The sequence below is a fragment of the Sphingomonas sp. GW821-FHT02B09 genome, assembly GCF_059421875.1.
On sequence record NZ_JBWKVV010000006.1, the window covers coordinates 77872 to 103835 of the forward strand.

23 protein-coding genes and 1 pseudogene are annotated in these 25964 nt (G+C 67.5%); 12 read left to right on the forward strand and 12 right to left on the reverse strand.

What is annotated here, in order from left to right; translation table 11 throughout:
* Positions 1-169: 169 nt before the first annotated feature.
* Genes AC07U4_RS19540 through AC07U4_RS19560 form a run of 5 tightly spaced genes read left to right on the forward strand, consistent with a single transcriptional unit; the run spans position 170 to position 6579 of the window.
* Positions 170-469: a toxin-antitoxin system HicB family antitoxin gene (locus AC07U4_RS19540; RefSeq protein WP_495196644.1), complete on the forward strand. Its 300-nt coding sequence runs from the start codon at positions 170-172 to the stop codon at positions 467-469.
* Positions 466-2571: a type IV secretion system DNA-binding domain-containing protein gene (locus tag AC07U4_RS19545; RefSeq protein WP_495196645.1), complete on the forward strand. Its 2106-nt coding sequence runs from the start codon at positions 466-468 to the stop codon at positions 2569-2571. The genes AC07U4_RS19540 and AC07U4_RS19545 overlap by 4 nt, the downstream gene beginning before the upstream one ends.
* Complete coding sequence (gene mobF, locus AC07U4_RS19550; RefSeq protein WP_495196646.1) at positions 2568-5522, forward strand: MobF family relaxase; 2955 nt, start codon at positions 2568-2570, stop codon at positions 5520-5522. Before AC07U4_RS19545 ends, mobF begins: the two co-directional genes overlap by 4 nt.
* Positions 5523-5530: 8 nt before the next feature.
* Positions 5531-6067, forward strand: a complete 537-nt coding sequence (locus tag AC07U4_RS19555) for a restriction endonuclease (protein WP_495196647.1) — start codon at positions 5531-5533, stop codon at positions 6065-6067.
* Entirely contained in the window at positions 6064-6579 is a 516-nt protein-coding gene (locus tag AC07U4_RS19560; RefSeq protein WP_495196648.1) for a lytic transglycosylase domain-containing protein, read from the forward strand. The genes AC07U4_RS19555 and AC07U4_RS19560 overlap by 4 nt, the downstream gene beginning before the upstream one ends.
* Positions 6580-6798: 219 nt before the next feature.
* Here the strand turns inward: AC07U4_RS19560 and AC07U4_RS19565 are convergent, their stop codons facing one another.
* Together AC07U4_RS19565 and AC07U4_RS19570 are read right to left on the reverse strand one after the other, a co-directional pair.
* Positions 6799-7488, reverse strand: coding sequence for an MBL fold metallo-hydrolase (locus tag AC07U4_RS19565; RefSeq protein ID WP_495196649.1), 690 nt, complete (start codon positions 7486-7488; stop codon positions 6799-6801).
* Complete coding sequence (locus AC07U4_RS19570; protein WP_495196650.1) at positions 7485-8105, reverse strand: TetR/AcrR family transcriptional regulator; 621 nt, start codon at positions 8103-8105, stop codon at positions 7485-7487. Before AC07U4_RS19570 ends, AC07U4_RS19565 begins: the two co-directional genes overlap by 4 nt.
* A gap of 75 nt (positions 8106-8180) precedes the next feature.
* Between AC07U4_RS19570 and AC07U4_RS19575 the strand changes: the two genes are divergently transcribed.
* The gene (locus AC07U4_RS19575) at positions 8181-8588 is read left to right on the forward strand and encodes a VOC family protein (protein WP_495196651.1); all 408 of its coding nucleotides are present in this window, start codon (positions 8181-8183) and stop codon (positions 8586-8588) included.
* A 113-nt stretch (positions 8589-8701) separates the two neighbouring features.
* Here AC07U4_RS19575 and dapB read toward each other — a convergent pair whose 3' ends face one another.
* From dapB to AC07U4_RS19590, 3 genes are all read right to left on the reverse strand, one after another.
* Positions 8702-9526 (reverse strand): 4-hydroxy-tetrahydrodipicolinate reductase, encoded by an 825-nt coding sequence (gene dapB / locus AC07U4_RS19580; protein ID WP_495196757.1) that lies wholly within the window; start codon positions 9524-9526, stop codon positions 8702-8704.
* Positions 9527-9594: 68 nt separating this feature from the next.
* Complete coding sequence (locus AC07U4_RS19585) at positions 9595-9999, reverse strand: hypothetical protein (RefSeq protein ID WP_495196652.1); 405 nt, start codon at positions 9997-9999, stop codon at positions 9595-9597.
* Positions 10000-10006: 7 nt separating this feature from the next.
* Positions 10007-11152 carry an FAD-dependent oxidoreductase gene (locus AC07U4_RS19590; protein ID WP_495196653.1) on the reverse strand — a complete coding sequence of 382 codons (1146 nt, stop codon included), beginning with the start codon at positions 11150-11152 and terminating at the stop codon, positions 10007-10009.
* Between the two features lie 38 nt (positions 11153-11190).
* Here AC07U4_RS19590 and AC07U4_RS19595 point away from each other — a divergent pair, with 38 nt between their 5' ends.
* On the forward strand, positions 11191-11640 hold the full coding sequence (locus AC07U4_RS19595; protein ID WP_495196654.1) for a MarR family winged helix-turn-helix transcriptional regulator: 450 nt from the start codon (positions 11191-11193) through the stop codon (positions 11638-11640).
* A 37-nt stretch (positions 11641-11677) separates the two neighbouring features.
* Here AC07U4_RS19595 and AC07U4_RS19600 read toward each other — a convergent pair whose 3' ends face one another.
* The 5 genes from AC07U4_RS19600 to AC07U4_RS19620 form a co-directional block, all read right to left on the reverse strand.
* The gene (locus AC07U4_RS19600) at positions 11678-12574 is read right to left on the reverse strand and encodes an alpha/beta hydrolase (protein WP_495196655.1); all 897 of its coding nucleotides are present in this window, start codon (positions 12572-12574) and stop codon (positions 11678-11680) included.
* 41 nt (positions 12575-12615) lie between these two features.
* Positions 12616-14751 carry a TonB-dependent siderophore receptor gene (locus AC07U4_RS19605; protein ID WP_495196656.1) on the reverse strand — a complete coding sequence of 712 codons (2136 nt, stop codon included), beginning with the start codon at positions 14749-14751 and terminating at the stop codon, positions 12616-12618.
* A gap of 85 nt (positions 14752-14836) precedes the next feature.
* Positions 14837-15247, reverse strand: a complete 411-nt coding sequence (locus AC07U4_RS19610) for a DUF2946 family protein (protein ID WP_495196657.1) — start codon at positions 15245-15247, stop codon at positions 14837-14839.
* 31 nt (positions 15248-15278) lie between these two features.
* Complete coding sequence (locus tag AC07U4_RS19615; RefSeq protein ID WP_495196658.1) at positions 15279-15929, reverse strand: DJ-1/PfpI family protein; 651 nt, start codon at positions 15927-15929, stop codon at positions 15279-15281.
* Between the two features lie 393 nt (positions 15930-16322).
* On the reverse strand, positions 16323-17039 hold the full coding sequence (locus tag AC07U4_RS19620) for an OmpW/AlkL family protein (RefSeq protein WP_495196659.1): 717 nt from the start codon (positions 17037-17039) through the stop codon (positions 16323-16325).
* A gap of 125 nt (positions 17040-17164) precedes the next feature.
* On the opposite strand from AC07U4_RS19620, the pseudogene hemN reads away from it, so the two are divergent.
* Positions 17165-18485: pseudogene (gene hemN, locus AC07U4_RS19625) on the forward strand (oxygen-independent coproporphyrinogen III oxidase).
* 503 nt (positions 18486-18988) lie between these two features.
* Here the strand turns inward: hemN and AC07U4_RS19630 are convergent.
* Positions 18989-20587, reverse strand: coding sequence for an ATP-binding cassette domain-containing protein (locus tag AC07U4_RS19630; protein WP_495196660.1), 1599 nt, complete (start codon positions 20585-20587; stop codon positions 18989-18991).
* A complete protein-coding gene (gene cydD, locus AC07U4_RS19635; RefSeq protein WP_495196661.1) occupies positions 20584-22218 on the reverse strand; it encodes a thiol reductant ABC exporter subunit CydD in 1635 nt (544 codons plus the stop codon). Before cydD ends, AC07U4_RS19630 begins: the two co-directional genes overlap by 4 nt.
* A 125-nt stretch (positions 22219-22343) precedes the next feature.
* Here cydD and AC07U4_RS19640 point away from each other — a divergent pair, with 125 nt between their 5' ends.
* The 4 genes from AC07U4_RS19640 to AC07U4_RS19655 are packed head-to-tail and all read left to right on the forward strand — an operon-like array spanning position 22344 to position 25961.
* Complete coding sequence (locus tag AC07U4_RS19640) at positions 22344-23912, forward strand: cytochrome ubiquinol oxidase subunit I (RefSeq protein WP_495196662.1); 1569 nt, start codon at positions 22344-22346, stop codon at positions 23910-23912.
* 13 nt (positions 23913-23925) lie between these two features.
* Positions 23926-25065, forward strand: a complete 1140-nt coding sequence (gene cydB, locus AC07U4_RS19645; protein ID WP_495196663.1) for a cytochrome d ubiquinol oxidase subunit II — start codon at positions 23926-23928, stop codon at positions 25063-25065.
* Between the two features lie 11 nt (positions 25066-25076).
* Entirely contained in the window at positions 25077-25199 is a 123-nt protein-coding gene (gene cydX / locus AC07U4_RS19650; protein ID WP_495196664.1) for a cytochrome bd-I oxidase subunit CydX, read from the forward strand.
* Positions 25200-25250: 51 nt separating this feature from the next.
* Positions 25251-25961 carry a Crp/Fnr family transcriptional regulator gene (locus AC07U4_RS19655; protein WP_495196665.1) on the forward strand — a complete coding sequence of 237 codons (711 nt, stop codon included), beginning with the start codon at positions 25251-25253 and terminating at the stop codon, positions 25959-25961.
* Positions 25962-25964: the final 3 nt, after the last annotated feature.

Here is a 25964-nt window from a genome sequence, read left to right on the forward strand (position 1 = left end):
CCGACGCGTCTGCCGAGATGAAAATCGTCCTGACGGATAGCTTGCATCTCAACGACTTGCCATGTCGGACAGGTCCGACGCGGCCATTTCCTTGCCGCCCGGTGCCGGATCGGCTATAGGTCTACCCGCTTCATCATCCCTCGCGGGGCTCCGACCGAACGGAGCGTCCGTGACCAAGATCAGTATTCGCATCGACGAGGCGCTGCACGCGCGCCTCATCGCCCGCGCCGACAAGGCCGGCGTCTCGCTGTCGCACCTCATTCGTCCCGCGCTCGAACAGACCGCCGACCCCACGCGCGGCTATGTCTTCTCGTCGCAGGACGAGATCCTCGCGACCTGCATCCAGATCCTCTCGATCGTCGCCACGGGGATCGGCCAGCAGTCTCCCAAGGCACTCCAGCAGGGGATGGCGGATGCCCGCGCGATCCTCGGCGAACGGGGGCTGCTCGGTGGGGAGAATGCACGATGAGCATCTTCCGCCACGATATGCTCGGCGCCTGGACCAGGGGCGGGCAGGCGACCGTCCACAACGTCCGGATGACGACGCAGGTCTTCTTCCAGACCGCCCTTGCCGGGGTCGTGCTCTGGATCATCGGCACCGTCTGGTATGCGCTCGAGAAGTCGACCGAGTATGAACGGTTCGTCCTGGTCAAGCTGGCCGAGGCGGCGATCAAGGTCGATGCGGCCCCCGGCACTAACGACCCCGTCCGTTTCCACGATCCCGCCGGGCACGAGTACTGGACCTCGGCCGACTGGCTGCTCGCCTCCGGGCTGACCAAGCGCACGCTCCACGGCTTCGAGGTCTACCTCCTCCACGGGGCGCTGATCTCGGGCGCGTTCGCACTGGCCGCGCTTGCCTGGGCCTGGTTCTATTTCGCGCGAATTGGGGAGGGGCTTGGTTCGAACGAGTATCTGCGCGGCGCGCATTTCGGCACCCGCCGTGATGTCCAGCGGGCGCTGCGCTGGCAGAAGAAGGGGCCGCTGAAGATCGGCGGCGTCGCGGTGCCCGAGGCGTACGAGCCCGAGCACATCCTGCTGTGCGGCGCTCCCGGCACGGGTAAGACTAACCTTATCGTCACCATGCTGGAGGGCATCCGCAAGTCCAAGCGGCGTGCGATCGTCTACGATACAGCCGGCACCTTCGTGGAGAAGTTCTACCGTCCTGGCGTCGACACGCTGCTCAACCCGCTCGACGCGCGCACCGCGCGCTGGTCGCCCTGGGTCGATGTGCCGCGTGACTATCATTACGACCAGATCGCCGAGTCGACGATCCCCGAAAAGCACGGCGATCCGTTCTGGGCGAAGGCGGCGCGTGGCACGCTGGTCGCCGTCCTGCGCAAGCTCGCGGCGCATAAGCACACCTATGTCTCGGTGCTGCTCGACCGCCTTGTCCGGTCGAAGCTGAAGGATCTCGCCGCCTTCGTCGCGGGAACCGATGCCGCCGCGTTCATCTCCACGGAAGGGGAGCGTACCTCCGCCGGCGTCCAGGCCGAACTCGCCTCGGTGATGCGCTCGTTCGGCTATCTCGACGATACCGAGGACGGCTTCTCGATCCGTGACTGGGTGGAGGAGGGGAAGGCGGACAGCTGGCTGTTCGTGACCGTCAAGGCCGACCAGCTTCCCTCATTGCGGCCGCTGATCACCGTCTGGCTCGACATCGCGATCTCCGCGATCATGAGCCTTACGCCCGACCGGAACCGGCGGCTCTACTGCGTCATCGACGAGCTGCCGACCCTCCAGAAGCTGCCGTCGCTCTCAGACTTCCTCGCCCGTGCGCGCAAGTATGGCGGCTGCGGCATCCTCGGTTTCCAGTCCTATCCCCAGCTGGAGGCGACCTATGGCATCCAGGATGCCGCGGCGATCACCGGCTATTGCTCGACCTGGGTCGCGCTGCGGGCGAATGACACTCCCACCGCCAAGCATGTTTCCGAGAACCTCGGCCAGGTCGAACAGGTCGAGGCGAACGAGGGGATGAGCTACGGCGTCAACGACATGCGCGACGGGGTCAACCTATCGCGGATGCAGGTGACTCGTCCCTTGGTGATGCACACTGAGGTCACCAACCTGCCCAACCTGTCGGGGTATCTGCGCTTCGGTCGCAACCTGCCGGTGATGCGGTTCGACGATCGCTATAATCCCATCGCCACCGTCGCGGCAGGGTTCGTCGAGCGCACCGGACCGGCGATCCGGCTCGACAAGGCGAAAACGCTGGTCAAGATCGCGCACGCGGAATCGAAGATCCGCGACGCGCAGGAAGTGGAGAAGGCGACAGGGAAGAAGGAAAGTCGGAAAGCTGAGGCGACCCCTGCGCCCGCGGCACCGGCCGATACTCCCGGAAGCACGGCGGAAGGAGAGCACGCCGCTACCCAGCCGGACCTCTTCGCGGGGAGGCCCTCCATCCCAGCGGGCGTCCCGATAGAGGAGGTGATCCTTGCCGCTGACGATGGCGATCTACCGGTTTCGTCGCGCGATGCCTGGCAGATGGTCGGGGTGCGTGCCGGCCAGCTGGCGAACCATCTCGTCCAGCATGGCGAGGCCGATGGCCCCCGTCATGATGCGAGGCCGGCATGATCCATCCCCGCCGCCTCAAGGGCGCCCCGGCCAATATCGCCCGCTACTATACGGTGGGCGATTACTACACCAAGGGCGCCGACGAGCATTCCGAATGGGGTGGAGCGCTCGCCGCCGACCTGGGTCTTGCGGGCAAGGTCGATCCCGCCGTCTTCAGGGAATTGCTCGCCGGCAAGGTCGCCGGCCAGCAGCTCGGCCGGTACCGGCACGAGGGCGGGATCGAGCATCATCCCGGCTGGGACTTCGCGGTCAACGCGCCCAAGTCGGTGTCGATCATGGCATTGGTCGCGGGCGACGAGCGGATCGTCGCCGCGCACGAGCGCGCGGTCGGGGTGGCGCTCGCGTATCTGGAGGAACACGCGACGCTTCGCCGGCGTGACGACGGCAAGATCGTCCACGAGACCACCGGCCGCTTCCTCGTTGCCCGCTTCACCGAGCATGCCAGCCGCGAGCTTGACCCCCATCTCCATACCCACGCGGTCGTGCTCAACATGACCAATCGCGAGGATGGCGGACCGATGGCGAGCCTCGAGACCCGCGCCATGTATGCCGAGCAGATGACGGCCGGGCAGGTCTATCGCAACGACCTTGCCCATTCGGTTCGCGAGCTTGGTTACGAGATCGACAGTGATCCGCGCACCGGGCTGTTCGAGATCCGCGATGTACCCAGGCATCTAATACATGCCTTCTCGCAGCGCGCCGAGCAGATCGACGCTTATGCGAAGGAGCATGGCCTGGAGGGGCAGGCCGCGCGGCGGCAGGCCTTCTACGCGACGCGGCCGCCCAAGGAGCGGATCGGTCTCGATGACCTCCACGGCCGCTGGGCGGAACGCTCCGCCGCCCAGCAGGAGAAGCTGGGGGAACTCCGCGACGCGGCGAAGGATCGCGAGGTGCCGGTCGATCCCGCCACTGCCGCCCGCGCGACGCTGTTCGGGATCCGTCAGACGGAGACGCGCGAGGCGGTCAACGAAATCGGGCGCATGCTCAGCGTCGGGCTCGCCAGCCATGTCGGCGAAGTGCGGCTGGCCGAGGTGCGACCGCTGATGGACAGCCATGAGGAGCGCCGCAAGCTCCTCGCCACCCGCGAGCCGACCGGCGACAAGGTGCTGCTGCGCGGCCGCACGACGCGGCGCACCGCCCGGCTCGAACAGGCGCTAGCGCACCACATCGCGCTCGGGCTCGACGATGCCCGGCCGATCGCCAGCGCCGACCGGCTGCTCCCCATTCTCGAGACCGCCGGCCTCACCCCGCAGCAGGAACAGGCGCTCGCTGCGGTCGCGCTTACCCGCGACCGCGTGACCGGCGTCCACGGTGTTGCCGGTGCCGGCAAGTCAATGCTGGTGGGCACGCTGCGCGCCGCGGCGGAACCCGGCGCCGAGTTCATTGCGCTGGCGCCGACGTCGTCCGCTGCCGCCAATCTCGGGCAAAGCGCCCGTATACCGTCGCGCACTGTCGCCAGCCTGCTCGCCGGCGGCGGCCACGGACTCACCCCCGCCCATGTCCTCATCCTCGACGAAGCGGGGCAGCTCGGCAACCGCCAGGCGCTGCGCATGCTGGAGATCAGTCGCATGACCGGCGCCCGACTGGTGCTGCTTGGCGACAACAGTCAGACCGGTGCGATCGAACAGGGCAAGGCGTTCTGGCTGATGCAGCGGCTCGGGATGCCGACCGCCCAACTGAACGAGTCGATGCGGCAGCAGACCCGGTCGATGAAGGTCGCCGTTACCCGCGCGCGGGCCGGTGATTATGCCGGCTCGATGGCCGCGCTCGACCGGGTGACCAGCGGTGACGATACCGAGGCGCTGGCGAAGAGCCTAGTCGACGAATGGACCCGCCTGCGCGCCGATACCCGCGCCTCGACCAATATCCTCGTGCTGGAGAACCAGACCCGCCAGCTCGTCCACGCCATGATCCGCGACACCCTGAAGCGCGAGGGTGTCGTTGCGGCGGAGGACACCCGGCTGGAGGTGCTGTCCTCGGCGGTGATGACCGACCAGCAGAAGCTCTATGCACGCTTCTACTCGGGCGGGCAGGTGGTAACCTTCGGCCGCGACATCGCCGCGGCCGGGATCGCGCGCGACACCGAATATCGTGTCGTCGGAATTGGCCGCGAGCCGAACGGACGTCAGGTCGTCAAGCTCGCCGACCAGCATGGTCACGTCATCCGCTGGGATCCGCGGCTGGGGCAGGTCCGGCACGTCAACGTCTTCAACGTCGAGGAGCGAGATCTCGCCCAAGGCGACCGCATCCAGTGGCGGCTGGTCAACCACGAGCTCGGCCTGAAGAACGCCGATCGCGGGACAGTCGAGAAGTTAGTCGGGGAGGTCGCGACGATCCGCTGGGATCGTGACGGGCGGGTGCAGGAGGTCGACCTCGACCGGCACCGCACCTGGGATCATGGCTACGCCGAGACCGTGTATTCGGCGCAGTCGAAGACTTATGCGCGCGTCTATGTATTGGCGCCGGTCGGCTCGGCGCTGGTCAACGGCCAGAACTATTACACTGCGATTACCCGCGCCCGCTTCGGGGTGAAGCTGTGGACCGAGGACCCTAAGACACTAGCCGAGAAGCTTGAGCAGAACCCGGGCGAGAAGACGTCGTCGCTCGAAGGGCTGGGGCGCCTCGACAAGGACGGGCATCGTGCGATTGCGGAGCGCCATCCCGACCAGCTCAAGGAGGGCAGGGCGGAGCAGGAGCGCTGGCGCGACGAGCGCCGTCAGCACGGCTTGGAACGGCAGCTGGGCCGGCGACCGGCGCAGCCCAACGGGATCGCGGAGCAGCTCGCCGAAGGCGCCCGCGAGATCGCGGTGCGGCTCGACCGCTTCCTGCAGTCGGTGCTCGACCGCGAACGCTTGCCGGATCGCGAACATAGCGAAACGCCCGTCCACGCGCCTGCCTTCCAGCCCCAAACTGCCGAACACGCCGCGCCGCAGCGTGGTCCTGAACGCTGAGGTTCATCATGACGACAGTCCTTCTCTGTCTTGCCATCATCACCGCGACGCTTGCCTGGCGGGCTTCGCGCGTGCCGATCAGACATCGCTGGCGTCGGCGGCAGGCGCGGCTCATGTGCGATGCGTTTTGCGGACGTGACCGAAGCCAGCCTCCAGCGCTGATCTATGCTCGGTTGCGCGCGATGGATGCACTGGTGTTCGAGGAACTGCTGCTCGAAAGCTTCGCGCGGCGCGGACCCCGTGTCGTTCGCAACCGGCGCTACACCGGTGATGGAGGGATTGACGGGCAGGTAGTGCTCGACGGCCGCGTCTGGCTGATCCAGGCCAAGCGCTATGCCGGCGCGATCCAGCCGGCGCACGTCCAAGCGTTTGTATCGCTCTGCGCCGCGCGTGGCTCCCCGGGGCTGTTCCTTCATACCGGGCGCACTGGCGCAAGAAGCCGCAACATCGTCGCGCCGCAAGACCCGGTCGAGATCGTCTCCCGCTGCCAGTTGCTGGCGCTCATCACCGGCGGTGCCATGATGATTGGCGGGAGGGGGTTATGAAGCGGAAGGCCGCGTTGATTTGCGCCGTACTGGTCGCGCTTATGGCGGTTCCTGCGAGCGCTCAGGGTCGCGGAAAGGGCACGGTTGCCCAAGAACAGTTGGTCGCGCGCTGTATCCATCAGGCCGCCCGCGGCAAGCCTTGGCTCGAGAAGACGCTATGGGCATTGCGGGATCAGGAGGGAGGGTGGATCGGGGCGGAGGTACGGAACCGTGACGGCAGCTATGATCTGGGGCCGATGCAGATCAACAGTTGGTGGGTGTCTCGCATGGCGCGGCTTGTTGGTCGGCGACTGGATGAAATCCGGCATCGGTTGCGGTACGATGCCTGCTTCAATGTCGAGGCGGCGCGCTGGTTACTCCTGAGCAACCTTGCCGCTTCGTCCAACTACTGGCAGGCCGTTGGCGCTTATCATTCGCCTACACCGGTGCGTCGACATCGCTACGCCATCAGCGTCGCACGCCGTCTCGGCCGCCGCCTCGCAGTCCCCCCGATGCGGGCATCATTTCGCTGAGCGTGATCGGTATAGTAGGCTATCATCTATTTTGACGGTGGTAGAGAACGGTGCCGTTTTTGCAGGTGGGGCTTGGCGTCCTCCCGGTCAGAGTCGACGAGGTCGCAGCATCCTGAACCAGGCGACCCGCGTCGGATTGTTGCGAGCCGCACAGGAATTTCGTTCACGCTTGATCGGGCACGATGAAGCGCCCGCCCGTTGGGGCGTTCACCGTCAGCGTCAGCCATTCTCGACCAGACGGCGGAATTGCCGATCCGCACCCGCCTTGATGACGCGCCCATGCCCGAAAGCCGCGACGTCGAAGCGCTCGCTGGCCAAGCGCCTCAAACTCTCCATCGCGACGGCTTCGTTCTCCCCGACGGCCGGTCGTCTCAGGGTCAGATAGTGGACGCACGCGTCCGCCGCGAACAGGAGCGAGCGGTCCGGCCAGAGAAGCGCGACATGTTCTGCGCAATGCCCAGGCGTGTGAATGACGCGGATGTCGCCGAACGGCAGCACATCACCGTCCTGTAGACCGATGTCGATCTCGACCGGCGTCCATATCGCCGGTCCCGACCGCTGGATGACGGCGTACATGATCCGAGACCAGAGTCCGGTAAAGGCATGGATCGGGCATACTGGCTTCCGACCCGACGCCACGGCAATATCGGCCTCGTGCATATACGTCGCCGCACCCGTCGCCCGCACCAAAGCCGCAGCGCTTCCGACGTGATCGGGATGCGCGTGCGTCAGCACGATGTGCTTCAGGCCGGACGGCTGATGCCCCAGTTCCGCAATCGCGGAGAGGATGCGACCTTCCGAATCGGGAAAGCCGGTGTCGACGAGCGCAAGTCCCTCACCGCTCTCGATCAGGTACGCGTTCACCGCCCCCAGCTTCAACTGGTAGCAGCCATCGGCGATCTGTTTCATTCACCCTCTCCGCAAGCACCGAGGAGGGATCGCGGCTCCACGCACGACCGTGCGGTCGCGGCAAGATCCTGGAGGGCTTGATGCGTGGCGCCGTCTCTCGCCTGCACCGCCATGCCCTGCAACACGGCACACAGGAACGCCGCCATGCCGTCGCAACGGTCGCGTGGGAGCCACCGGCCGAGTTCATCGGCGAACCGTCCGGCCAGAGCGCCGCGCCTTGCCCGCAACTCGTCCGCGAGATCCTGATGATCGGGGTGGCAGCCCAAAAGGCCCGTTGAGATCATGCAGCCGCGCTCGCCCGGTGGCCCGGCGACCAGCAGGACCGCACGCTCCAACATGCCGGCAACAGCTTGGTCCAGGGTGAGATCGCAAGCGTCATCCTCGATCAGGCTCAGCGACGCGCGTTCGGCATATCGGTCGAGCGCTTCGCGGTAGAGCCCGGCCTTGCTGCCGAAGGCGGCGTAGAGGCTGGGCGGCGCGACGCCGATCGCCTCGGTCAGCATGGCGAGCGAAGCGCCTTCGTACCCGTGCCGGCGGAATAGGCGCACGGCCGTGTCGACCGCGAGATCGCGATCGAACCCGCGCGGTCGACCGCCCTTGTTCGGCATCGTGCTCATAGCGGACGCTAAACAACCCTCGACCACGGTCGTCAAGGCGGGCAGTTAAATAGCGAACGATAAAGAAGTTGCGCGATGATCCTGAAGACCTATGCCCGGATGTTTTCCGCCGATTGCGACGCGACGCTGGCGATGCTCGAACGACTTCACGGTCGGAAATCCCATCTCCGCTTTCGGTTCGGCGAGTGGGAACTGGCCGGCATCGGCGACATGCTCGTCGTCGCCGGTACGGAGGAGTCGCTGGCCCCGATCCGGGACACGCAGGGGCCGGTTATCGTGCGCGACATCGAAGCCGTGCAGACAGAACTCCTCGCCGGTGGCGCCACCATCACCACGCCGCTGGTCGATGTGCCGACCGGTCGCATGCTCTACGCGCGCCATCCCGACGGGCTGCATGTCGAATATGTGCAGTGGACGGACGAGTTGGTGGAACGCCTCATCCGGGCGCCCCAGCGTGACGGCCGACTGTCTTCGGAACTGTAGCGGATCCGGAAATGGCCGTGACGATGTACCTGCACTGCTCGGAACATCACGTCGGCTCCGTCGCGCATGCTTGTGTTTCGGGGGCAGGTCGTATCCCAGACGGTCAGGCGACCTCAAAGAAGGTGGTCCAGACCTCGGGTAAGTCCCTTCATTGCGCGGACACGGCGTGCCGCGAGCAGCGTGCCGTCGATATAGGGGGTGGCCGAGGCGCCGGCATCGTGCCGGAGCGTCAGGCGTTCGCTGTCTGCGCCGAACTGAACCTCAACCGACAGGAGGTAGGACGGGAGCCTCACCGCGTGAACCTGGACCGGTTTCGGTGTGCCCAGACCATCGCCCCGCGTTGCCGGTTTGCCGGACAGGTCCCCGACCGGGATGGTCGTCGCGTCCTGGCGGATCATTGCCAAGGCGTCGGCGAGTTCGACCGTCGTGCCCGAAGGAACGTCGGGCTGGCTCGCACCCGCATACTCGACGATCTCGACATCGGCGACGTACTTCGCCGCCTCCAGCGCGAAGCGCTTCATCAGTGTCGCGGTGATCGAGAAGTTGCCCGAAGCGATGACGCCGACGCCCGCCGCATTGGCTGCCGCCTCGATCTCGGTGAAGTCCTCACCCATCAACCCCGAGCTTCCGATGACGACGGCACATCCCGCCGCCAGCGCGGTCAGACAGTTCGCCTTGGCGACATCGGCGCGGGTGTGGTCGATCAGGACATCGGCGGAGGCTGCGAGCTTCCGATCCAAGCTGCTTGAGACGACGATGCCGCAGGCGGCTTGGCCGATGGCCTCCGCCACATCCCGACCGGCCGCCTCTCGCGCGACCGCGCCGACTAGCATCAGGTCGTCGGCCGAGAGGACGGCTTTCACGAGTTCGCGCCCGACCCAGCCGGTCGCGCCTGCGATGACAACCTTCAATGTCATGGGCTCATGTCCTTCGATCACGTTCAACGGCATCTACACTTACCCAGCTTACAACTGGCTCGCGATGGTGAGGCACAGAAAGCCGAGCGTCACCGCCCACAGGCTGACGATATGGAAGCGTTCGGCGCGTTCGACCCGTGCCCGCCAGTCGGCGGGCGGGGCATCCGGGTCCCAACCAACGGACGCCCGGTTGATGCCGATCGTCCGGAAGATCCGGGCATAGGCCCACAGGAGGTTCCGGTGACGGCGACGCCTCGAAGAGCGAGCGCCGGGCCGGATTGTGATGCCGCGGTGACCGTCAACGTACTAACAAATGCGGGCAGGAACAGCGTCGGCATGAGGATGCGCAGCCGTCGCGTCAGTGCCTGGCGCAACCGCACCTGATCGGATGCCGCCAGGAAGGGCGCGTGGATGACGTAGCCATAATGGGCAGCGATCTCCGCACCGGCGAGCAGACCGGCGAAGAAGAGGTTGATGACGATCAGCGACGCCATATCGCTTCTACCTCCGCTGATGCGCCAGCGAGTGTTCCATGCCGTCGGCGCCGAACATGTCGGCGAAGCTGCTCTGGCACTCGCGGGAGATGTCGCCTGCCCGGCTGAACATCCTCTCCTCGAACGCCGCCACGCCGTTGCGCCAGTCGCGCGCGGCGACCAGCGCCTCGGCCAGCTCGGCTGCGTCGAGCATGGCGAGGTTCACGCCGGTGCCAAGCGGCGGCATGAGATGCGCAGCGTCGCCGATCACTGTCAGTCCCGAGCGCGTCGGCCAGTCGAGCGCCGCCGGAAGCGTCATGATCGGGCGGACGGCCGTGAGCCGGTCCGCATCGATCATCAGGCGGCGCAGGGGCTTCGCCCAGCCGTCGAAGAGTCCCAGCACTTCGGCTGCATTCAGCATCGCGGGTTCACCGACGCGCTCGCCGTCGTTCAGGTCGCAACGAATGGCGGCGTAGACCCGGATTGTCGCGTGGCCGTTGCGCTGTGCGATCACGCCTTTGCCCTCGCCCAGCGCGAACATCGTGCCGCGCCCGACCAGGCGCGACAGCTCGGGGTGTCCGTCGTCGACATCCGTCAGCCAGAACTCGACGAAGGTGATGCCGGTATATTCGGGCATGACCGGTGTCATCGCGCGCCGAACGCGTGACCAGGCGCCATCGGCGCCGACGATTAGGTCGAAGGGGCCGGCGACGATAATACCAAGGCGAAGGCTGTGAGTGCCATCGGGATGATCGATGACCTCGTCCACCCGCTTCCCCCATCGGATGTCCGCATCGGGTAGAGCCGATAGAAGCAGCTTCCGAAGCTCGATGCGGTCGATCTCGGGGCGTTGCCCCTCGCCAAGCGCTGGGATCTCCTCGCGCATGGTCGCGGCGGTCGCATGGTCGAGCACGCGTTGTTCCTGATCTTCGTGACGGGCGATCGCCATGAAGGCATCGAGCATGCCCGCCTTCGCGAGCGCCAGTTGTCCTTCGCCAGGATGAAGGTCGAGCGTGCCGCCCTGGTCGCGTGCGTCCACCGCCGCATCGCCATCGAAGATCGTGGTGCGCCATCCGTGGCGCTCCAGCACCGTCGCCAGTGTCAACCCGCCGGGACCGCCGCCGACGATGGCAATGGACGGGCGTTGCGAAGAAGGTGATGCGGAGGTAATCATATTGGCACCTATACATATCAATAGGAGCCTATGAAACGATGCCATCGAACGATGCCGACTGGCAGCCGGAGCGAATGGCGACGCTGGCAATCGGTCACCTAGCCCGACTGCTGTGGAAGCTCAACGATGTCCGGCTACGTGCGGTCGACCTCACTGCGTCCCAACTGCCGGTGATCGTAGCACTGAAGAACGGCGAGCGCCGGACGCAGATGGAGCTGGCCCGCCTTGCCGGCGTGGAGCAGCCCAGCATGGCGCAGCTTCTCGCCCGCATGGAACGCGACGGCCTGATCCGGCGCATGCCGGCTCCCGACGACCGGCGTAGCAGCCTCGTCTCGCTCACCGAAGCGGCCTTGCAGCGGCTCGATCCCGGTCGCGATGTCCTTCGCGCGGTGGAGGGGGCCGCCTGCGCCGGGTTGGACGAGAACGAGACGGAGGTTTTGATTCAACTGCTTGGCAGGGTGGCGAAGAACGTCGAAGCCGCTTTGTAGCGGACCTAGCGCGAAGGATGGTGGTGTCGATGCGCACTTACCGCACTTGCCGTCCAGCCGGCACCGCAAGGCGGTGAGCCTCAAGCCACCAGATGAACTCGTCGAGCCAATGATCGCTTGTCGTGCCTTGTGGGTGCAGATCGAAGCCGTGTCCGCCATGCTCATAGAGATGCAGCTCGGCAGCCGCCCCCCCTTTCCGCCATGCTCGGTACAGCAGCACGGGATCGTTCGTCTGATACTCGTCGTCGGCAGCGCCGGCGATGAACGCGGGGGGAGCGCCCGTAGGCACCGGCGCGCGCAGGCCGCCATAGAAGAGCCCGACGAAGTCGGGACCTGATGCCGCATCGCCGATCGCCAGGTCGGCAGCGAGATAGGCGCCGGCCGAGAAGCCGATGACGCCGACGCGACGAGGATCGATGCCCCATTCGGAGGCGTGCTGCCGCACGATGGCGATGGCGCGCACGCCATCCTCGACCGCATGAAGTTCGCCCGCGAACGCCGGCACCTCGACCGGCTCGCCCGTCTTCGCCCGCGACATGACGATGTCCATCTCCTTCAGATGAACGTCGGGCATCCGCATCGGCCCGTCGCCGCTCTGGATCGTGCGATATTTCAGCACGAAGGCGGTAATACCGCGTGCTGCCAGCGCCCGTGCGACGTCGGTGCCGCCGAAGGTATAGCCCAGCGCCACGAATCCGCCGCCCGGCGCGACGATCACGGCGGTCCCGTTCGCGCGACCGGGTGCGGGTCGATACAGCTCCAGCGTCGGCTCGCTGACATCGTAGATCAGCGTCTCGCCGTTCGGCAGGCGGTCCCGCTTCTCGGGCACGCCGAGCGATGGAACGCTACCTTTCGGGTAGAGCACGATGATGGTTCCGCCGGATGGCATTTGCGCGTCCGCCCGCGGCGACAGCAACGCCGCCGCCGCGATCACACCCGCCGTGGCGATCCACTGGCTCGAAAAGCTCTTCATCGTCATATCGTCACCTTGAGCGTGATGTAGGCAGAACGGGGCTGGTTGGGGGCGACCACCGGATAGCCGAGGTAGGAATAGGGATCGAAGGCCCGCCGGTTACCGAGGTTGACCACGGACGCGCCGAGCGTGAACCGGCCGATGCCGTAGGACGCCTGTGCATCGATGGCGGCATAGCCGGGCACCGCGATCGTGTTGGGCAGCGTCAGCTCGCGCGAGGTGAAGGCGCTGATGCCGGCACCCACCGCGAGGCCCTTGGCGGGGCCGTGCAGGATCCGGTAGCGCGCTGCGACACGCCCGCTGCTCTTCGGCACTCGGATCAGCCGATCACCGGGGGCCACGCCGTCGTCGCGGGTGTCGGTGTAGGCGTAATTGGTAAGCAGCGAGAAGGCGGGTGTAGGCTCCCACACCATGTCCACCTCAACGCCGCGTGCGCGCTGCCGCCCGCTCTGGACGTAGAAGCCGACGTTCGCCGGGTCGGCAGTGACGACTTTGTCGTGGGTCTGGCGGAACACGGCGATCGTGCCGGAGAGACCGGCTCCGGCGAGCGCCAGCTTCACGCCGCCTTCGATGTTGCTCGACGTCTCCGGCACTGGCGCTTGCCTGCCGATGAAGCCGAACGGCGCGCGGAACGCGGTCGCATAGCTTGCGAACAGCGCGACGCCCTTCACCACGTCGAGGGTCGCGCCGATCCGGGGCGAGAGGTGTGTGTAGGTCTTATCGTCGGCGACGCCGATGTTGCTGTTCTCGACGAACTTGAGCGAGGTCAGGCGCAAGCCCCCGGTCAGGTGCAGCGGGCCGTAGGTCGCCTGGTCCTGGATGTAGCCGGCGAACGTCGTGAAGCGATCATCGGTATAGGAGTTGACCGGAAGTTGCGGGGTATAACGCAGCTCATAGCTGGGGTTTGACAGGTCGATCGTGCCCGATGGACTGTCGCTGACGAACAGCCCCATCGCGCTGTAGAAGCTGGTCCAGTCGTAATTGGCCCCGACGAGCAGCTTGTGCGTGCCCCCGAGCAAGGTGGTGTCGTAGGCCAGGTTGGCATCGACCGTCGCGTCCTTGATGCGGTTTCGCATCGTAATCGGGAACACGTCGTAGAGCGGCGCGACCGTGCCTGTCGGGAAGAGGCCGGGAAAGACGAAGCTCCCCTGTTCATCGATCACGCTCGAGTAATAGCGTCCGCTCACCGTCAGCTTCAGGCGATCCGAGAAGGCATGGCGGAGCGTCGCTTGCCCCATGCGAATGTCGTTGGTCGTCGGCGGCTGATCGATCGGCGAGCCGGGGAAGGCATTACGGCGAACCGTGCCGGCCAGTGCCCCATCAGCGGGCAGCCCGGAATATTCGAGGTTGCTGCGGCGGCTGAACTGCCCTTGAAGCAGCAAGTCAGTCGCGGGATCCATCTGGAACGAGACGCTGGGCTGCACCGACCATCGCCGGCCATGCACCTTGTCGATCCAGCTATCGTTGCTTTGGTACTCGCCGGTGATCCGTGCTGCGACCCCATCCGCCAGCGGCACGTTGATGTCGCCATAGGGGTCCCAGGTCGAGAAGCTGCCGACGCGCGTCGCCAGATAGCCCCCCGGCTTGTCGTTCGGGCGGACGCTTTCGAGATTGATGACTCCGCCGAGCGGCGTGCCGATGCCACCCCCGTAGAGCGTGGCGGTCGGACCTTTCAGAACGTCGATCCGCTCGATGCCGACGAGGCTGTCGGGATCATAGGCCTGCTGGTTGCCGGCAAAAACCGACAACCCGTCTAGATACACCTCGGCCAGGAAGCCGCGGACGATCGGCGGGATGAACAGCACCTCGTCCGAGCGCGTCGGGGTTACACCCGAGACGTTCACCAGCGCGTCGCCCAGCGTGCGGCGATCCTGTTCCTGGATGAGCGTGCGGGTCAGCACCTGCACCGACTGCGGTACCTGAATGAGCGGCGTGTCGGTGCGCGTGGCGGCGCTCGTTTCCGGAGCCGCATAGCCGTCACGCACGCCCGTGACGATGATATCGCCAGTCCAGCTCTGCGTAGTGGCGCTATCGGTGGTTGCAGGAAAGGTGTTGGTGCTACGTACCTGTGCGGCAGTCGGCATCGCCAGCAGCAGGCAGGGTGCAACGGCCCCCGCGAGAAGGTGTATTCGAGACATCGGAGATACCTTTGACTGGCCCGACGCCTAAGGATGCGGGCCGCAATTCATGGTCGCGCCGGATCAAGCGGCGCGGGATGACAGGTCAGAGGTAGGCCGGCGGTCCTCGGAGCGGGGGACGCAGATAGGCCGGACGTGAGGGTGCCGGCGGGACGGCGGCGATCAGGCCCTGCGCCAGGATGAAGACGATCAGCGCGGCGAGCTGGGCGGGATCGATCGACCCCAGCATCGCAGCGGAGAGCCCTGAGAAGGCGCAGGGCATCTCCGCCTTGCCGTGATCCTTCGACTTGCCGTGGTCGGGCATGTCGCCGTGCATCCCCGGCATCTCCATCGTCATGGTCGCCGGACCGGTGCCCGAGCAGATGGTGACGGTCATGCGACCATGATCGCTGTCGATCATATAGCCGGTGGGGACCAGCAGCTTCAGCAGCAGCGTCGCCGCGCAGATCAGCACGGCAAGGTGGCGTTGCGCCAGAAGATGCCGGACGGCATTCACGGTAGTCGCATACTTTCCTTGGATAGAGCTGTCACTTGGGCATGCGCGCCGTTTCCGGCCACCTGATGCGGATGGCCACGCGCGTTTCGACGGCGGACGTGTCATACCCCGGCAGTTTCGGACCCATCGCGTTCACGGCGTCGACGAACGCGCTCAGCATACCACGAGCACCTTCCAGCACGCCGGGTAGCGCCCGATCGGGCGTGCCGCTGTCGAGCGGGGGCGTAGGAGCATATTCGGCGAACAGCTGAATCGTCTGCGCGAAGTCCAGCGGACGCAGCCGCTGGACGAGCGAGAGACCGAGGTCCAGTCCCGCCGACACCCCGGCGCCGGTGACGCGGTTACGATCGAACACCACACGTTCGTCCACTTTGGTCGCGCCGAAGTTCTTCAGCATGGGCCGCCCGATCCAGTGCGATGTGGCGCGATACCCGCGAAGCAACCCGGCGCGCCCCAGCAGCAGCGAGCCCGTGCACACGCTGGCGACCCACTTCGCTTGCTCGCCCCGGTCGGACAGGAACGCCAGCGTCGCCGGGTCGCCCATCGCGGCCAGCGTGCCCCCGACCCCCCCGCCGACAAGCAGGATGTCGAGATCGCGCGGGCAGGTTTCGAACTTCGCCGTGGGCGTCAGGGTCAGACCGTCGGCGTGGATCGGCTCCATGGTCCGGGCGACGAGATGCACCGTCGCGCCGGGTAAGGCCGACAAAAATGATGCGGACCGACGATGTCGAGCACCAGACGGGGCGGCGCAAAGCAAGCGCCGCCTCGAGGAGCAGGATGATGTCGATCGGAAATCAATATCTTCGAGGGATAGCGAAGGTAAGCAATTGACTATCTCAGGGCACATCGCGGTGGAATATAGTTACATCTAGCTCCGTTACGTCTCCAACCCGTTTGGAGTAAGACGGGAAGGATGGCCACTGCCGAGTAGAAAACATCATATTTTTTATAATAGGTTGCGGGAATGCGAGAGGCAGCGGTGGGTGCTGTCTCCGCAACCAACGATGATGCGGGCAAGGCTACAACACAGTTACCGCTCGGCTCCAAGAAACCGGGCGGAGGCGGATATGGTGTGCTACAGCCGCACGCCCAGCCCGATGCCGAACACCAGCGGATCGAGGCCGAGCTTTACCCGCTGGGTGCCGGCAGCCGTGGTGTCGAGGCGGACGCGGGTGTCGATGTCGATGTACTTGACGTCGAGATTCAGGAAGACCTTGGGGGTGATGTCCACGTCGATGCCGGCCTGTGCCGCCCAGCCAACGCTGTCCTTCATTTGAACACGGGTAGAGCCGACCGCGGCCTGCAGGCCATTCGAGGCTTTCTCGTTCCAGAAGATCGTATAGTTGATTCCCGCCCCGACATAGGGCCGCACGGGCGAGGCAGGCGCGAAATGATATTGCGCGGTCAGTGTCGGCGGCAATACCCAGGTGGTCGCGAGCTTGCCGATGCCGCCGGTGGTGCCGGTGGTGCCGCGCGCGGTGTGCTTCGTGGTGGAGGCGATCAGTTCGAACCCGAGATTGTCGGTCGCCATCCAGGTAACGTCCACTTCCGGCATCACTGCATTGCCTATCTCCAGCCGCTCGCTGGAGAAGGCGGGCGTGATGCCGCCAGAATCTTCGTTGGACACGACGGTGATAGCGCGTGCCCGCAGCAGCACGTCGCCGGCGCGGATGCCGACGCGCTCCGCGTCCGTGGTGGCCAGCGCGCCGGGATAGGCCTGCGCCAGCGCGGGCGTGGCAAGCCCGGCCCCTGCGATCGCCAGCATGAGCGCGCCGCCCGTGATCGTCTTCATCCCCGTTCTCCTCGATAGGTATGAAGATCGGCTAGGCGTGTGCCGCGGATCTCGCTTTGATCGCGGACAATCGATCTCTTGACCGCGATCAAAGCCGGTACGGTCGCCCGTGGCAGAAGGTTGGCATGTGGCCCTATCATCCCGAACTGCTCGCCCGGCCCGTGCCGCGCTACACCAGCTATCCCACCGCCGCCGAGTTCGATGCGACCGTCGGGCACGATGACATGCGGGCCGCGCTGGAGGCGGTCGGCGCCGACGTGCCGGTATCGCTCTATGTCCATATCCCCTACTGCCATGCGATCTGCTGGTATTGCGGATGCAATACCGGCGCGGCCAATCGGGTCGCGCGGCTCGACGCCTATCTAGCGCGGGTGCACGACGAGATCGCCCTGGTCGCGGCACGGCTCGGCAGAGACGTGAGCGTGGGCCGGATCGCGTTCGGAGGAGGGAGCCCCAACGCGATCGCGCCGACCGCCTTCACCGCCTTGGTCCACCGCATCGTCACCGCGTTCCGGTGCGAGGCGGCGGTGCTGTCGGTGGAACTCGACCCGCGCGGTTTCGGCCGCGACTGGGGGGCGGCCATGGCAGATGCCGGGGTCACCCGCGCCAGCCTGGGCGTGCAGACCTTCGATCCCGCGTTGCAGGCGGCGATCGGGCGGGTGCAGCCGGCGGCGGACATCGCCCGATCGGTCGACCTGCTGCGCGGTGCAGGCGTGAACTCGATAAACCTAGACCTGATGTACGGCCTGCCCGGCCAGACCGACGCGAGCCTGGCGGCGATGCTCGACGCGGCGCTGGCGCTCGCGCCCGACCGGCTGGCGGTGTTCGGCTACGCGCATGTCCCCCTCTGATCCCGCGCCAGCGGCGGATCGACGCGGAGGCGCTGCCTGACGCGCGATCACGATTCGGGCAGGCGGCGCTGGCGCACGAACGGCTGACCGGTGCCGGATACCGAGCGGTCGGATTCGATCATTTCGCCCGGCCCGACGATGCGCTGGCGGTGGCCGCGCAGGCCGGCACGCTGCGCCGCACTTCCAAGGCTTCACCGAAGATCAGGCAGAGGTGTTGATAGGGCTGGGCGCGAGCGCGATCGGCCAGTTTCCCGACCGGCTGTTGCAGAACGAGAAGAACGCCGGCGCATGGCATGCCGCCATCGCCGCCGGTTGTTTCGCGACCGCACGCGGCATCCGGCGGAGTGTACAGGATCAGATACGCGGCCGCGCGATCGAGCGGATCCTGTGCGGCGGCGGGGCGGACCTGTCCGACCTGACCGAACCTAATTCGGTGCGTGCCCGTCTGTGCCGGTTCGAGGATGCGGGATTGGTCCGCTGGACGGGCGCGCATCTTCGGCTGGCCGAGGCGGCGCGGCCCTATGCGCGCGTGATCGCATCCGCGTTGGACGCGTGGCGCGTAGAGGGCGACGCCCGCTTCAGCCATGCCGTCTGAACCGCTGGCGCGCGGTGCGACATGCGCCGTGCAGAATGTCTCGCCGTGCGCCGGGTTCGCCAGCGGCGACCTGTTCGCGCTTCACGTGGTGGGGCGGCGGGACGGGAATTGTGCTGGCCGGCCAGCCGGTCACCGCCTGGCCCGAAACCGGTGTCGAACACGCCCAAGGTGTCGCACATGGAGCCGCACGGCCGAGCGCAGATCGTGGGTTTGCTGTAGCTCGGCGACCCTGCCGGAGATGTTCACACACCGCATCCGTCCGACACGGTCGCGGCACTCGCCGATACTCACCTGTGTGTCTTCCCGCGGGGGGCGCTGGAGCAGGTGCTGACCATGTATTCCGCCGCCCGCCGCCCGTCGGTACCGTTGGCCGCCGGCGACTGTCCGGTGACGAGCAGTGCAGCAGCGCGGCTTCCACGGTGATCCGGCATCGACGGGTGGATCGATACCGATGGCGAGCAGCAGCGACAGCATGCGATGGCAGTCCATGACGGCATCCGGCATCATGCGGCAGCGGCCGCCGGGCAGGACCGCGGTGCGACAGCCAGCCGCCGGTCGCACAACGCGAGCAGGCCGGATCGGTGGCTGACGAGCACCAGTCCCTGGCCGGTGCGGGAGAGACGCGCGGCCAGCCGTTCCGCAACCAGCCCGCCGGTCGCGGCATCAAGACCTTCGCCCGGCTCGTCGAGCAGCAACCACGGCGCATCGGCGACATAGGCCCGCGCCAGGCTCAGCCGGCGACGCTCGCCGCCCGACAGGCGCGCGCCATCGTCGCCGAGCCACGTGTCCAGCCCAAGGGGCAGGGCGCGCACGACACCGTCCAGCGCCGCATCGGCCAGCGCCTGCCACAGCCGTGCGTCGTCGGCGACAGGGTCACCCGGCGCCAGATTGTCGCGCACCGTGCCCGCCACCAGCGCGGCATCCTGCGGCGCCCAGGCAAAGGCGGCTCGGGCGTTCGCCACGGCAAGGTCGAGGCCGTCCAGTGTCACGCGTCCGGGCGGGAGCGGGCGCAGGCCGATCATGCCTTCGACAAGCGTCGTCTTGCCGCTGCCCGACGCGCCGGTCAGCGCCAGCCGGTCGCCGGGCGCCAGCCGGCAGCCGTCCACCACCAGCGGCGCGGCGCGATCGGTGATCGCTGTCCCCAGCGGGGCGCGGGAGGGGGCCAACAGCGCGTCCAGCCGCGCCTCCGCCTCGTCGAGCCGGCCGCGCTCGGCAAAGGCGCGCAGCATCGGGGCGACCGCATCCACGGTCATCGCCGCCGCGAGTGCCGCGAGCGCCGCGATCGGTGCGCCGGCGGGAACGGAAAGCACTAGCGCCGTTGCGGCGGCGAGCGAAACCGCGCCCGCGTGGAGCAGTTCGAACCGGCCCATGACCGCGGCCTGCGCAGCCTGCGCCTCGACCAGCGTATCGCCGGCACATCCGATACGTTCCGCCGCCCATGCTTCCAACCCGAAGCAGCGCAGTTCCGCAGTGGCCGCCCCGAGCGCCACGACCTCCTCGTGTAATACGCCGGTCGTCCGCTGCACCGCGCGCCCGGGTGCTTCCAGCCGGCGCGCGAGCCGGTCACCGAGCAGCAGCACGGCGCCGACGCAGCCGATCGTGGCGCCTGCCGCCGCCCATCCACCGAGCCACGTCAGTGCGGCACCGACGATCGCCGCCGCGAGGATGCCCCACGGCCCGGACAGACGCACGAAGCGCAGTTCGATCGCATCGACGTCGCCGATCAGCCGCGCGGTGGCCTCCCCATGGCCGAGCGCCAGCGCGCACTCCACCGGGGCGGCGGTGATCGCGGCGAACAAGGCGGGCCGCAGCCGGGCAAGCGCACCGAGCGCGGCGGCGTGTCCCGCCAGCCGCTCGCCGTACCGCGCACCCGTCCGGGCGATGGCGAGCAGGCGGATGCCGGCGGACGGCAGCATGTAGTTGAACGCCTGCGCCGCCGCGATGCCTGCCGTGCCGGCCATGGCAGCGGCGGTGATGAACCAGCCGGACAGGCCGAGCAAGGCGACGGATGCCGTGGCGACCAGCGCGGCGCACGTAGCCGCCTGCCGCAGCCGCTTGCGCTCTGCATGACGCTCGGCGGCGAGGATGGCGGCGAGCGTCATGCGGCGTCTCCGAGATACACGACATGGTCGGCGATGGCGGCAAGTGCGGGGCTGTGCGTCGCGATCAGGGTCGTGCGTCCGCGCGCGGCACACGCGATCGTCGCGACCAGCGCGGCCTCGCTCTCCGCATCGAGATGCGCGGTCGGCTCGTCGAGCAACAGGAACGGCGCGGGCTTGAGAAGCGCGCGGGCCAGTGCGAGGCGGCGGCGCTCGCCGCCCGACAAGCCGCCGCCGCGGGCGTCGAGCCGCGTGTCGAGTCCGCGCGATCGGCGTGCCAGCATCGGCCCCATGCCCGCGGCCTCGACCGCGACGCGCACCGCGGCCGGGTCGGCGGCAGGATCAGCGAGGGTCAGGTTTTCGCGGATCGTGCCCGCGACCAGCAGCGGGTGCTGCCCGGCCCAGCCCGCCTGCCCGGCGAGCGTCACGAGCGGCACGCCGCCCGCAGTCATCGTCCCGCTCGACAGCGGCGCGAGGCCGAGCAGCAGGTGGAGCACGCTGGTCTTGCCGCTGCCCGACGGTCCGAGCAGCGCCACCGTCTGGCCGTCGGCAATGGTGAGGTCGAGCCCGGCGACCGCCGCCCGGTCGCTGTCGGGGTAACGGATCGTGACGCCGCGCAGCACCAGCGGCGCGTGGGCGGTCGCAACGGACGGAGCGCAGGGCGCGGGGAGTGCCATCAGCGTCTCGGCGGCCGTCTCCGCGGCCTGTTTGTCGTGATAGGTAGCCGCCAGCCGACGCATCGGCGCATAGAATTCGGGCGCGAGCGCGAGGACGAAGAACGCCTTGCCGAGCGTCAGCGTCTCGGGCGCCGGAAAAGGCAGCAGACCCAGCAGCGAGAAGCCGCAATAGACCGCGACCAGCGCCACCGACAGCGCCGCGAAGAATTCGAGCGCCGCCGATGAAAGGAAGGCGACGCGCAGGACGCGAATCGTGCGCCGCGCCAGCTCCGATGCCGCATCGCCGATCGCCCCGGTTTCACGCGCCTCCGCACGGAAGGCGAGGATGACCGGCAGCATCCGCACCCGGTCGGCAAAATGGCCGGACAGTCGTGCCAGCGCGGCGAACTGGCGGCGCGACTCGTCGGCGGCGGCACCGCCGGCCAGCATCATTGCGGCAACGAAGGGAACGAGCGTCGCTGTAAGGATCGCAGAAGCAACGGTGCTGGCGCAGGCTGTGGCCGCCAGCACGAACAGGGGGGCGAGAACGGCGGCACGTCGCGCGGGCATGAAGCGGGCGACATACCCATCCAGCGCCTCTACGGCATCCACCGCGGCATGTGCGAATGCACCTGTGTCAATCGGTACGCCGGGCTCTCGCCGGAGGGCGGATGCGATCACCGCCCTGCGTTGCCCGCGTTTCGCCGCGGCCGCGCCGGCCGCGCCGCGCCGGATCGCCGCCATGGCGAACAGGCCGCGCAAGGTGCCCATCAGGGCAGCCAGACCGGCCCAGGGCAGCACCGACGCCATTCCGGCGGGTACCGCCACGACACCGCTTGCCAACGCGCTTGCGAAGCCGATCGCGGCAGCGGTGTCGAGGAGCAGCAACCCGTCCGCGCCGTTCCGTCCTCCGCCGGCTGAGCGCAGCCAGCGTTGTTTGGTACGGGCGAAGCTTCGGTCTTGCGTCATGGTCGTCATGGTCGGGACTGGTCGGCAATCGCGGGCGGGACGTCTTTGACCGCGGTCAATGTGCCTCGGCCGCAAGCGGCTAACGAAGCGTCATCGAACCGGGCCGGGGCGGCCCGTCGCATGGGAGCTTTGCCATGGATCCGGGTGTCGTCGACCTGTCGCGGCTGCAATTCACGCTGACCGCGCTCTACCATTTCCTGTTCGTTCCGCTGACGCTCGGCTTGTCGTTCATGCTCGTCATCATGGAATCGGTCTATGTGATGACCAACCGCCCGGTGTGGCGGGTCACGACGCGGTTCTGGGGCAAGATCTTCGGCATCAACTTCGTGCTGGGTGTCGCTACGGGCCTGACCATGGAGTTCCAGTTCGGCACCAACTGGTCGTATTTCTCGCACTATGTCGGCGACATCTTCGGTGCGCCGCTGGCGATCGAGGGGCTGATGGCCTTCTTCCTCGAAGCGACATTCGTCGGTCTCATGTTCTTCGGCTGGGACCGGCTGTCGAAGCTGGGGCACCTGATCGTCACCTTCATGGTGGCGCTGGGCACCAACCTGTCGGCGCTGTGGATCCTGATCGCCAACGGCTGGATGCAGAACCCGGTCGGCGCGACCTTCAACCCGGACACGATGCGGATGGAGGTAAGCGATTTCGGCGCGGTGCTGTTCAACCCGATCGCACAGGCCAAGTTCGTCCACACCGTCAGCGCGGGGTACGTCATCGCGGCGGTGCTCGTGCTGGGCGTGTCGGCCTTCTGGCTGCTGAGGGGCAGGTTCGTGCCCGTCGCGCGCCGGTCGATGACGGTGGCCGCGGCTTTCGGCCTCGCCGCCTCGCTGTCGGTGGTCGCGCTGGGCGACGAGAGCGGCTATGCGCTGACCGACAACCAGAAGATGAAGCTCGCGGCGATCGAGGCGGTCTGGCACACCGAGCAGGGCCCCGCCGGCCTCACGCTGTTCGGCTATCCCGATTCGGTCGCGCACGAGACGCGCTACAAGGTGGAGATCCCGTGGCTGCTGGGGCTGATCGCGACGCGCAGCCTGGACGGCACCGTCACCGGCATGTCGGACCTGGTGCTGAAGGCGCGGGAGCGGATCGCGTCGGGAGTGATTGCCTATGATGCGGTCGAGCATCTGAAAGCGAACCCGCAGGATATCGCGCAGCGGGCGCGGTTCGAGGCGCACAGGCGCGACCTCGGTTATGCGCTGCTGCTCAAGCGGCAGGTGGCCGATCCGCGCGCCGCCACGGCGAAGCAGATCGAGGCGGCGGCGTGGGACACGGTGCCCGACGTGGGACTGATGTTCTGGAGCTTCCGATTCATGGCGTTCGTCGGTTTCGCGATGATCGCGCTGTTCGCCACCGCCTTTCTGCTGTGTTCGCTGCGCCGGCACATGGACGCGCGCTGGTTCCTGAAGCTCGCGGTCGCGGCGATCCCGCTGCCGTGGCTCGCGGCGGAGCTTGGATGGGTGGTCGCCGAACTGGGACGCCAGCCTTGGGCGATCGAGGGTGTGCTGCCGACCTTCCTCGCCACGAGTACGCTGTCGCGTGGCGCGCTGTGGACCACCATTGCGGGCTTCACCCTGCTTTACGGCGCGCTGGCGGTCATCGAGGTGCGGCTGATCCTTGCGGCGATCGCGCATGGCCCGGAGGAACGCGACGACCAGCCGGCACCGGGGGCGATCCCCGCCGCCATCCCTGTCACCGCCTGAAGGAGGGCGCACCATGTTCGATTACGAGATATTGCGCCTGATCTGGTGGGCGCTGCTGGGCGTGCTGCTGATCGGCTTCGCCCTGACCGACGGCTTCGACCTCGGCGTCGCGGCGCTGCTGCCCTTCGTGGCGCGCGACGATGCCGAGCGGCGGATGGTCATCAATTCGATCGGGCCGACGTGGGAGGGGAACCAGGTGTGGTTCATCCTCGGCGGCGGCGCGATCTTCGCGGCGTGGCCGTTCGTCTATGCGGTCAGTTTCTCGGGTTTCTACCTTGCCATGTTCCTGGTGCTGGCGGCGCTGATCCTGCGACCGGTCGGGTTCAAATACCGCTCCAAGAGGCCCGATCCGGCGTGGCGCACGCGCTGGGACTGGGCGCTGTTCGTCGGCGGGTTCGTGCCGGCGCTGGTGTTCGGCGTGGCGGTGGGCAACGTGCTGCTCGGCGCGCCCTTCCGCTTGGATGGCGACCTGCGATCCTTCTACGAGGGGTCCTTGCCGGGCCTGTTCACGCCGTTCAGCCTGCTCACCGGCCTGCTGTCCGTCGCCATGCTGGGCCTGCACGGCGCGGCGTGGCTGGCGATCAAGGTGGAGCACGGGGCCGTTCACGACCGCGCGCGCACCTTCGGCACGGTGGCCGCGCTGCTGTCGATCCTGCTGTTCGCGGCCGGCTTCGCCTTCGTGGCGTGGGGCGACATCGGCTACCGGCTGGTCGGCGCGGTCGATCCGCTGGGGCCGTCCAACCCGCTGCGCACCACCACCGAGCAGGCCGGCGGCGCGTGGCTTGCCAACTACGCCGCCTATCCGTGGATGACGCTGGTGCCCCTGCTGGGCTTTCTGGGAGCGGTGATGGCGCTGGTCGGGATCCGGGCCGGGCGCGAGACGCTGGCCTTTTCCGGGTCATCGCTGTCGGCGACCGGGATCATCGCCACGGTGGGATGTTCGATGTTCCCCTTCATCCTGCCTTCCAGCATCGACGCGCACAGCAGCCTGACCGTGTGGAACGCGTCGTCCACCCACAAGACGCTGGGCATCATGCTGGTCGTCACGGTCGTATTCCTGCCGATCGTGCTGGCCTACTCCGCCTGGGCCTACCGGGTGATGTTCGGTCGCGTCACGGCCGAGGCCGTCCGCACCAATCCCGACTTCTACTGAAAGGCACCGCGATGTGGTATTTCACCTGGGTTCTCGGCCTCGGCCTCGCGGTCGGCTTCGGCATCCTCAACGGCATCTGGCACGAATTCCATCTGCCGCTGGAAGATGACGCGGAGCGCCCGTCCGCGCGGTAGGACGATCTGCCCGGGCGACACGGGATCATGGACGCGCTATAGGCCATGTCCATGATCCCGATCGCCGTTTGCGCCGACTGCGCCGTCCGAGACCGCGCCTTGTGCGGCAGCCTCGAAGACCGCGAACTGGTCGCTCTCAACGCCATCGGCCAGCGCCGCCGCGTCGCGGCGGGTCAGGCGATCGCCTGGGCAGGCGACGAGGCGGTCGTGTGCGGCAACCTGCTGTCGGGCATGGCAAAGCTGGTCGCGTCCACCACCGACGGACGCGAGCAGATCGTCGGGATGCTCTATCCGGCCGACTTCTTCGGCCAGCCCTATGCCGGCACCACCGATTTCACCACCGTCGCGCTGACCGATGCGGAGCTGTGCGTCTTTCCCCGCGCGGCGTTCGAACGGGTGCTGGAGGACCATGCCCGGATGGAGCGGCTGCTGCTCCAGCGTACGCTCGATTCGCTCAACCATGCACGGGGACGGATGCTGACGCTCGCGCGCAAGTCGGCGGGCGAGAAGGTCGCCGGCTTCCTGCTCGACATGGCGCAACGCGCCGCCGACGCAGGATGCCGTGTTGAAGGCGATGCTCCCGTCACCTTCGACCTGCCGCTGACACGCGGGCAGATCGCCGACATCCTGGGCATGACGATCGAGACGGTCAGCCGTCAACTGACCCGGCTGAAGGCGGCCGGGACGATCGCGCTGCCCGGCGGACGCACGGTGACGATCCGCGACCGCGCCGCGCTCGCCGCCCGCGCCGAGGCGGCCTGACGG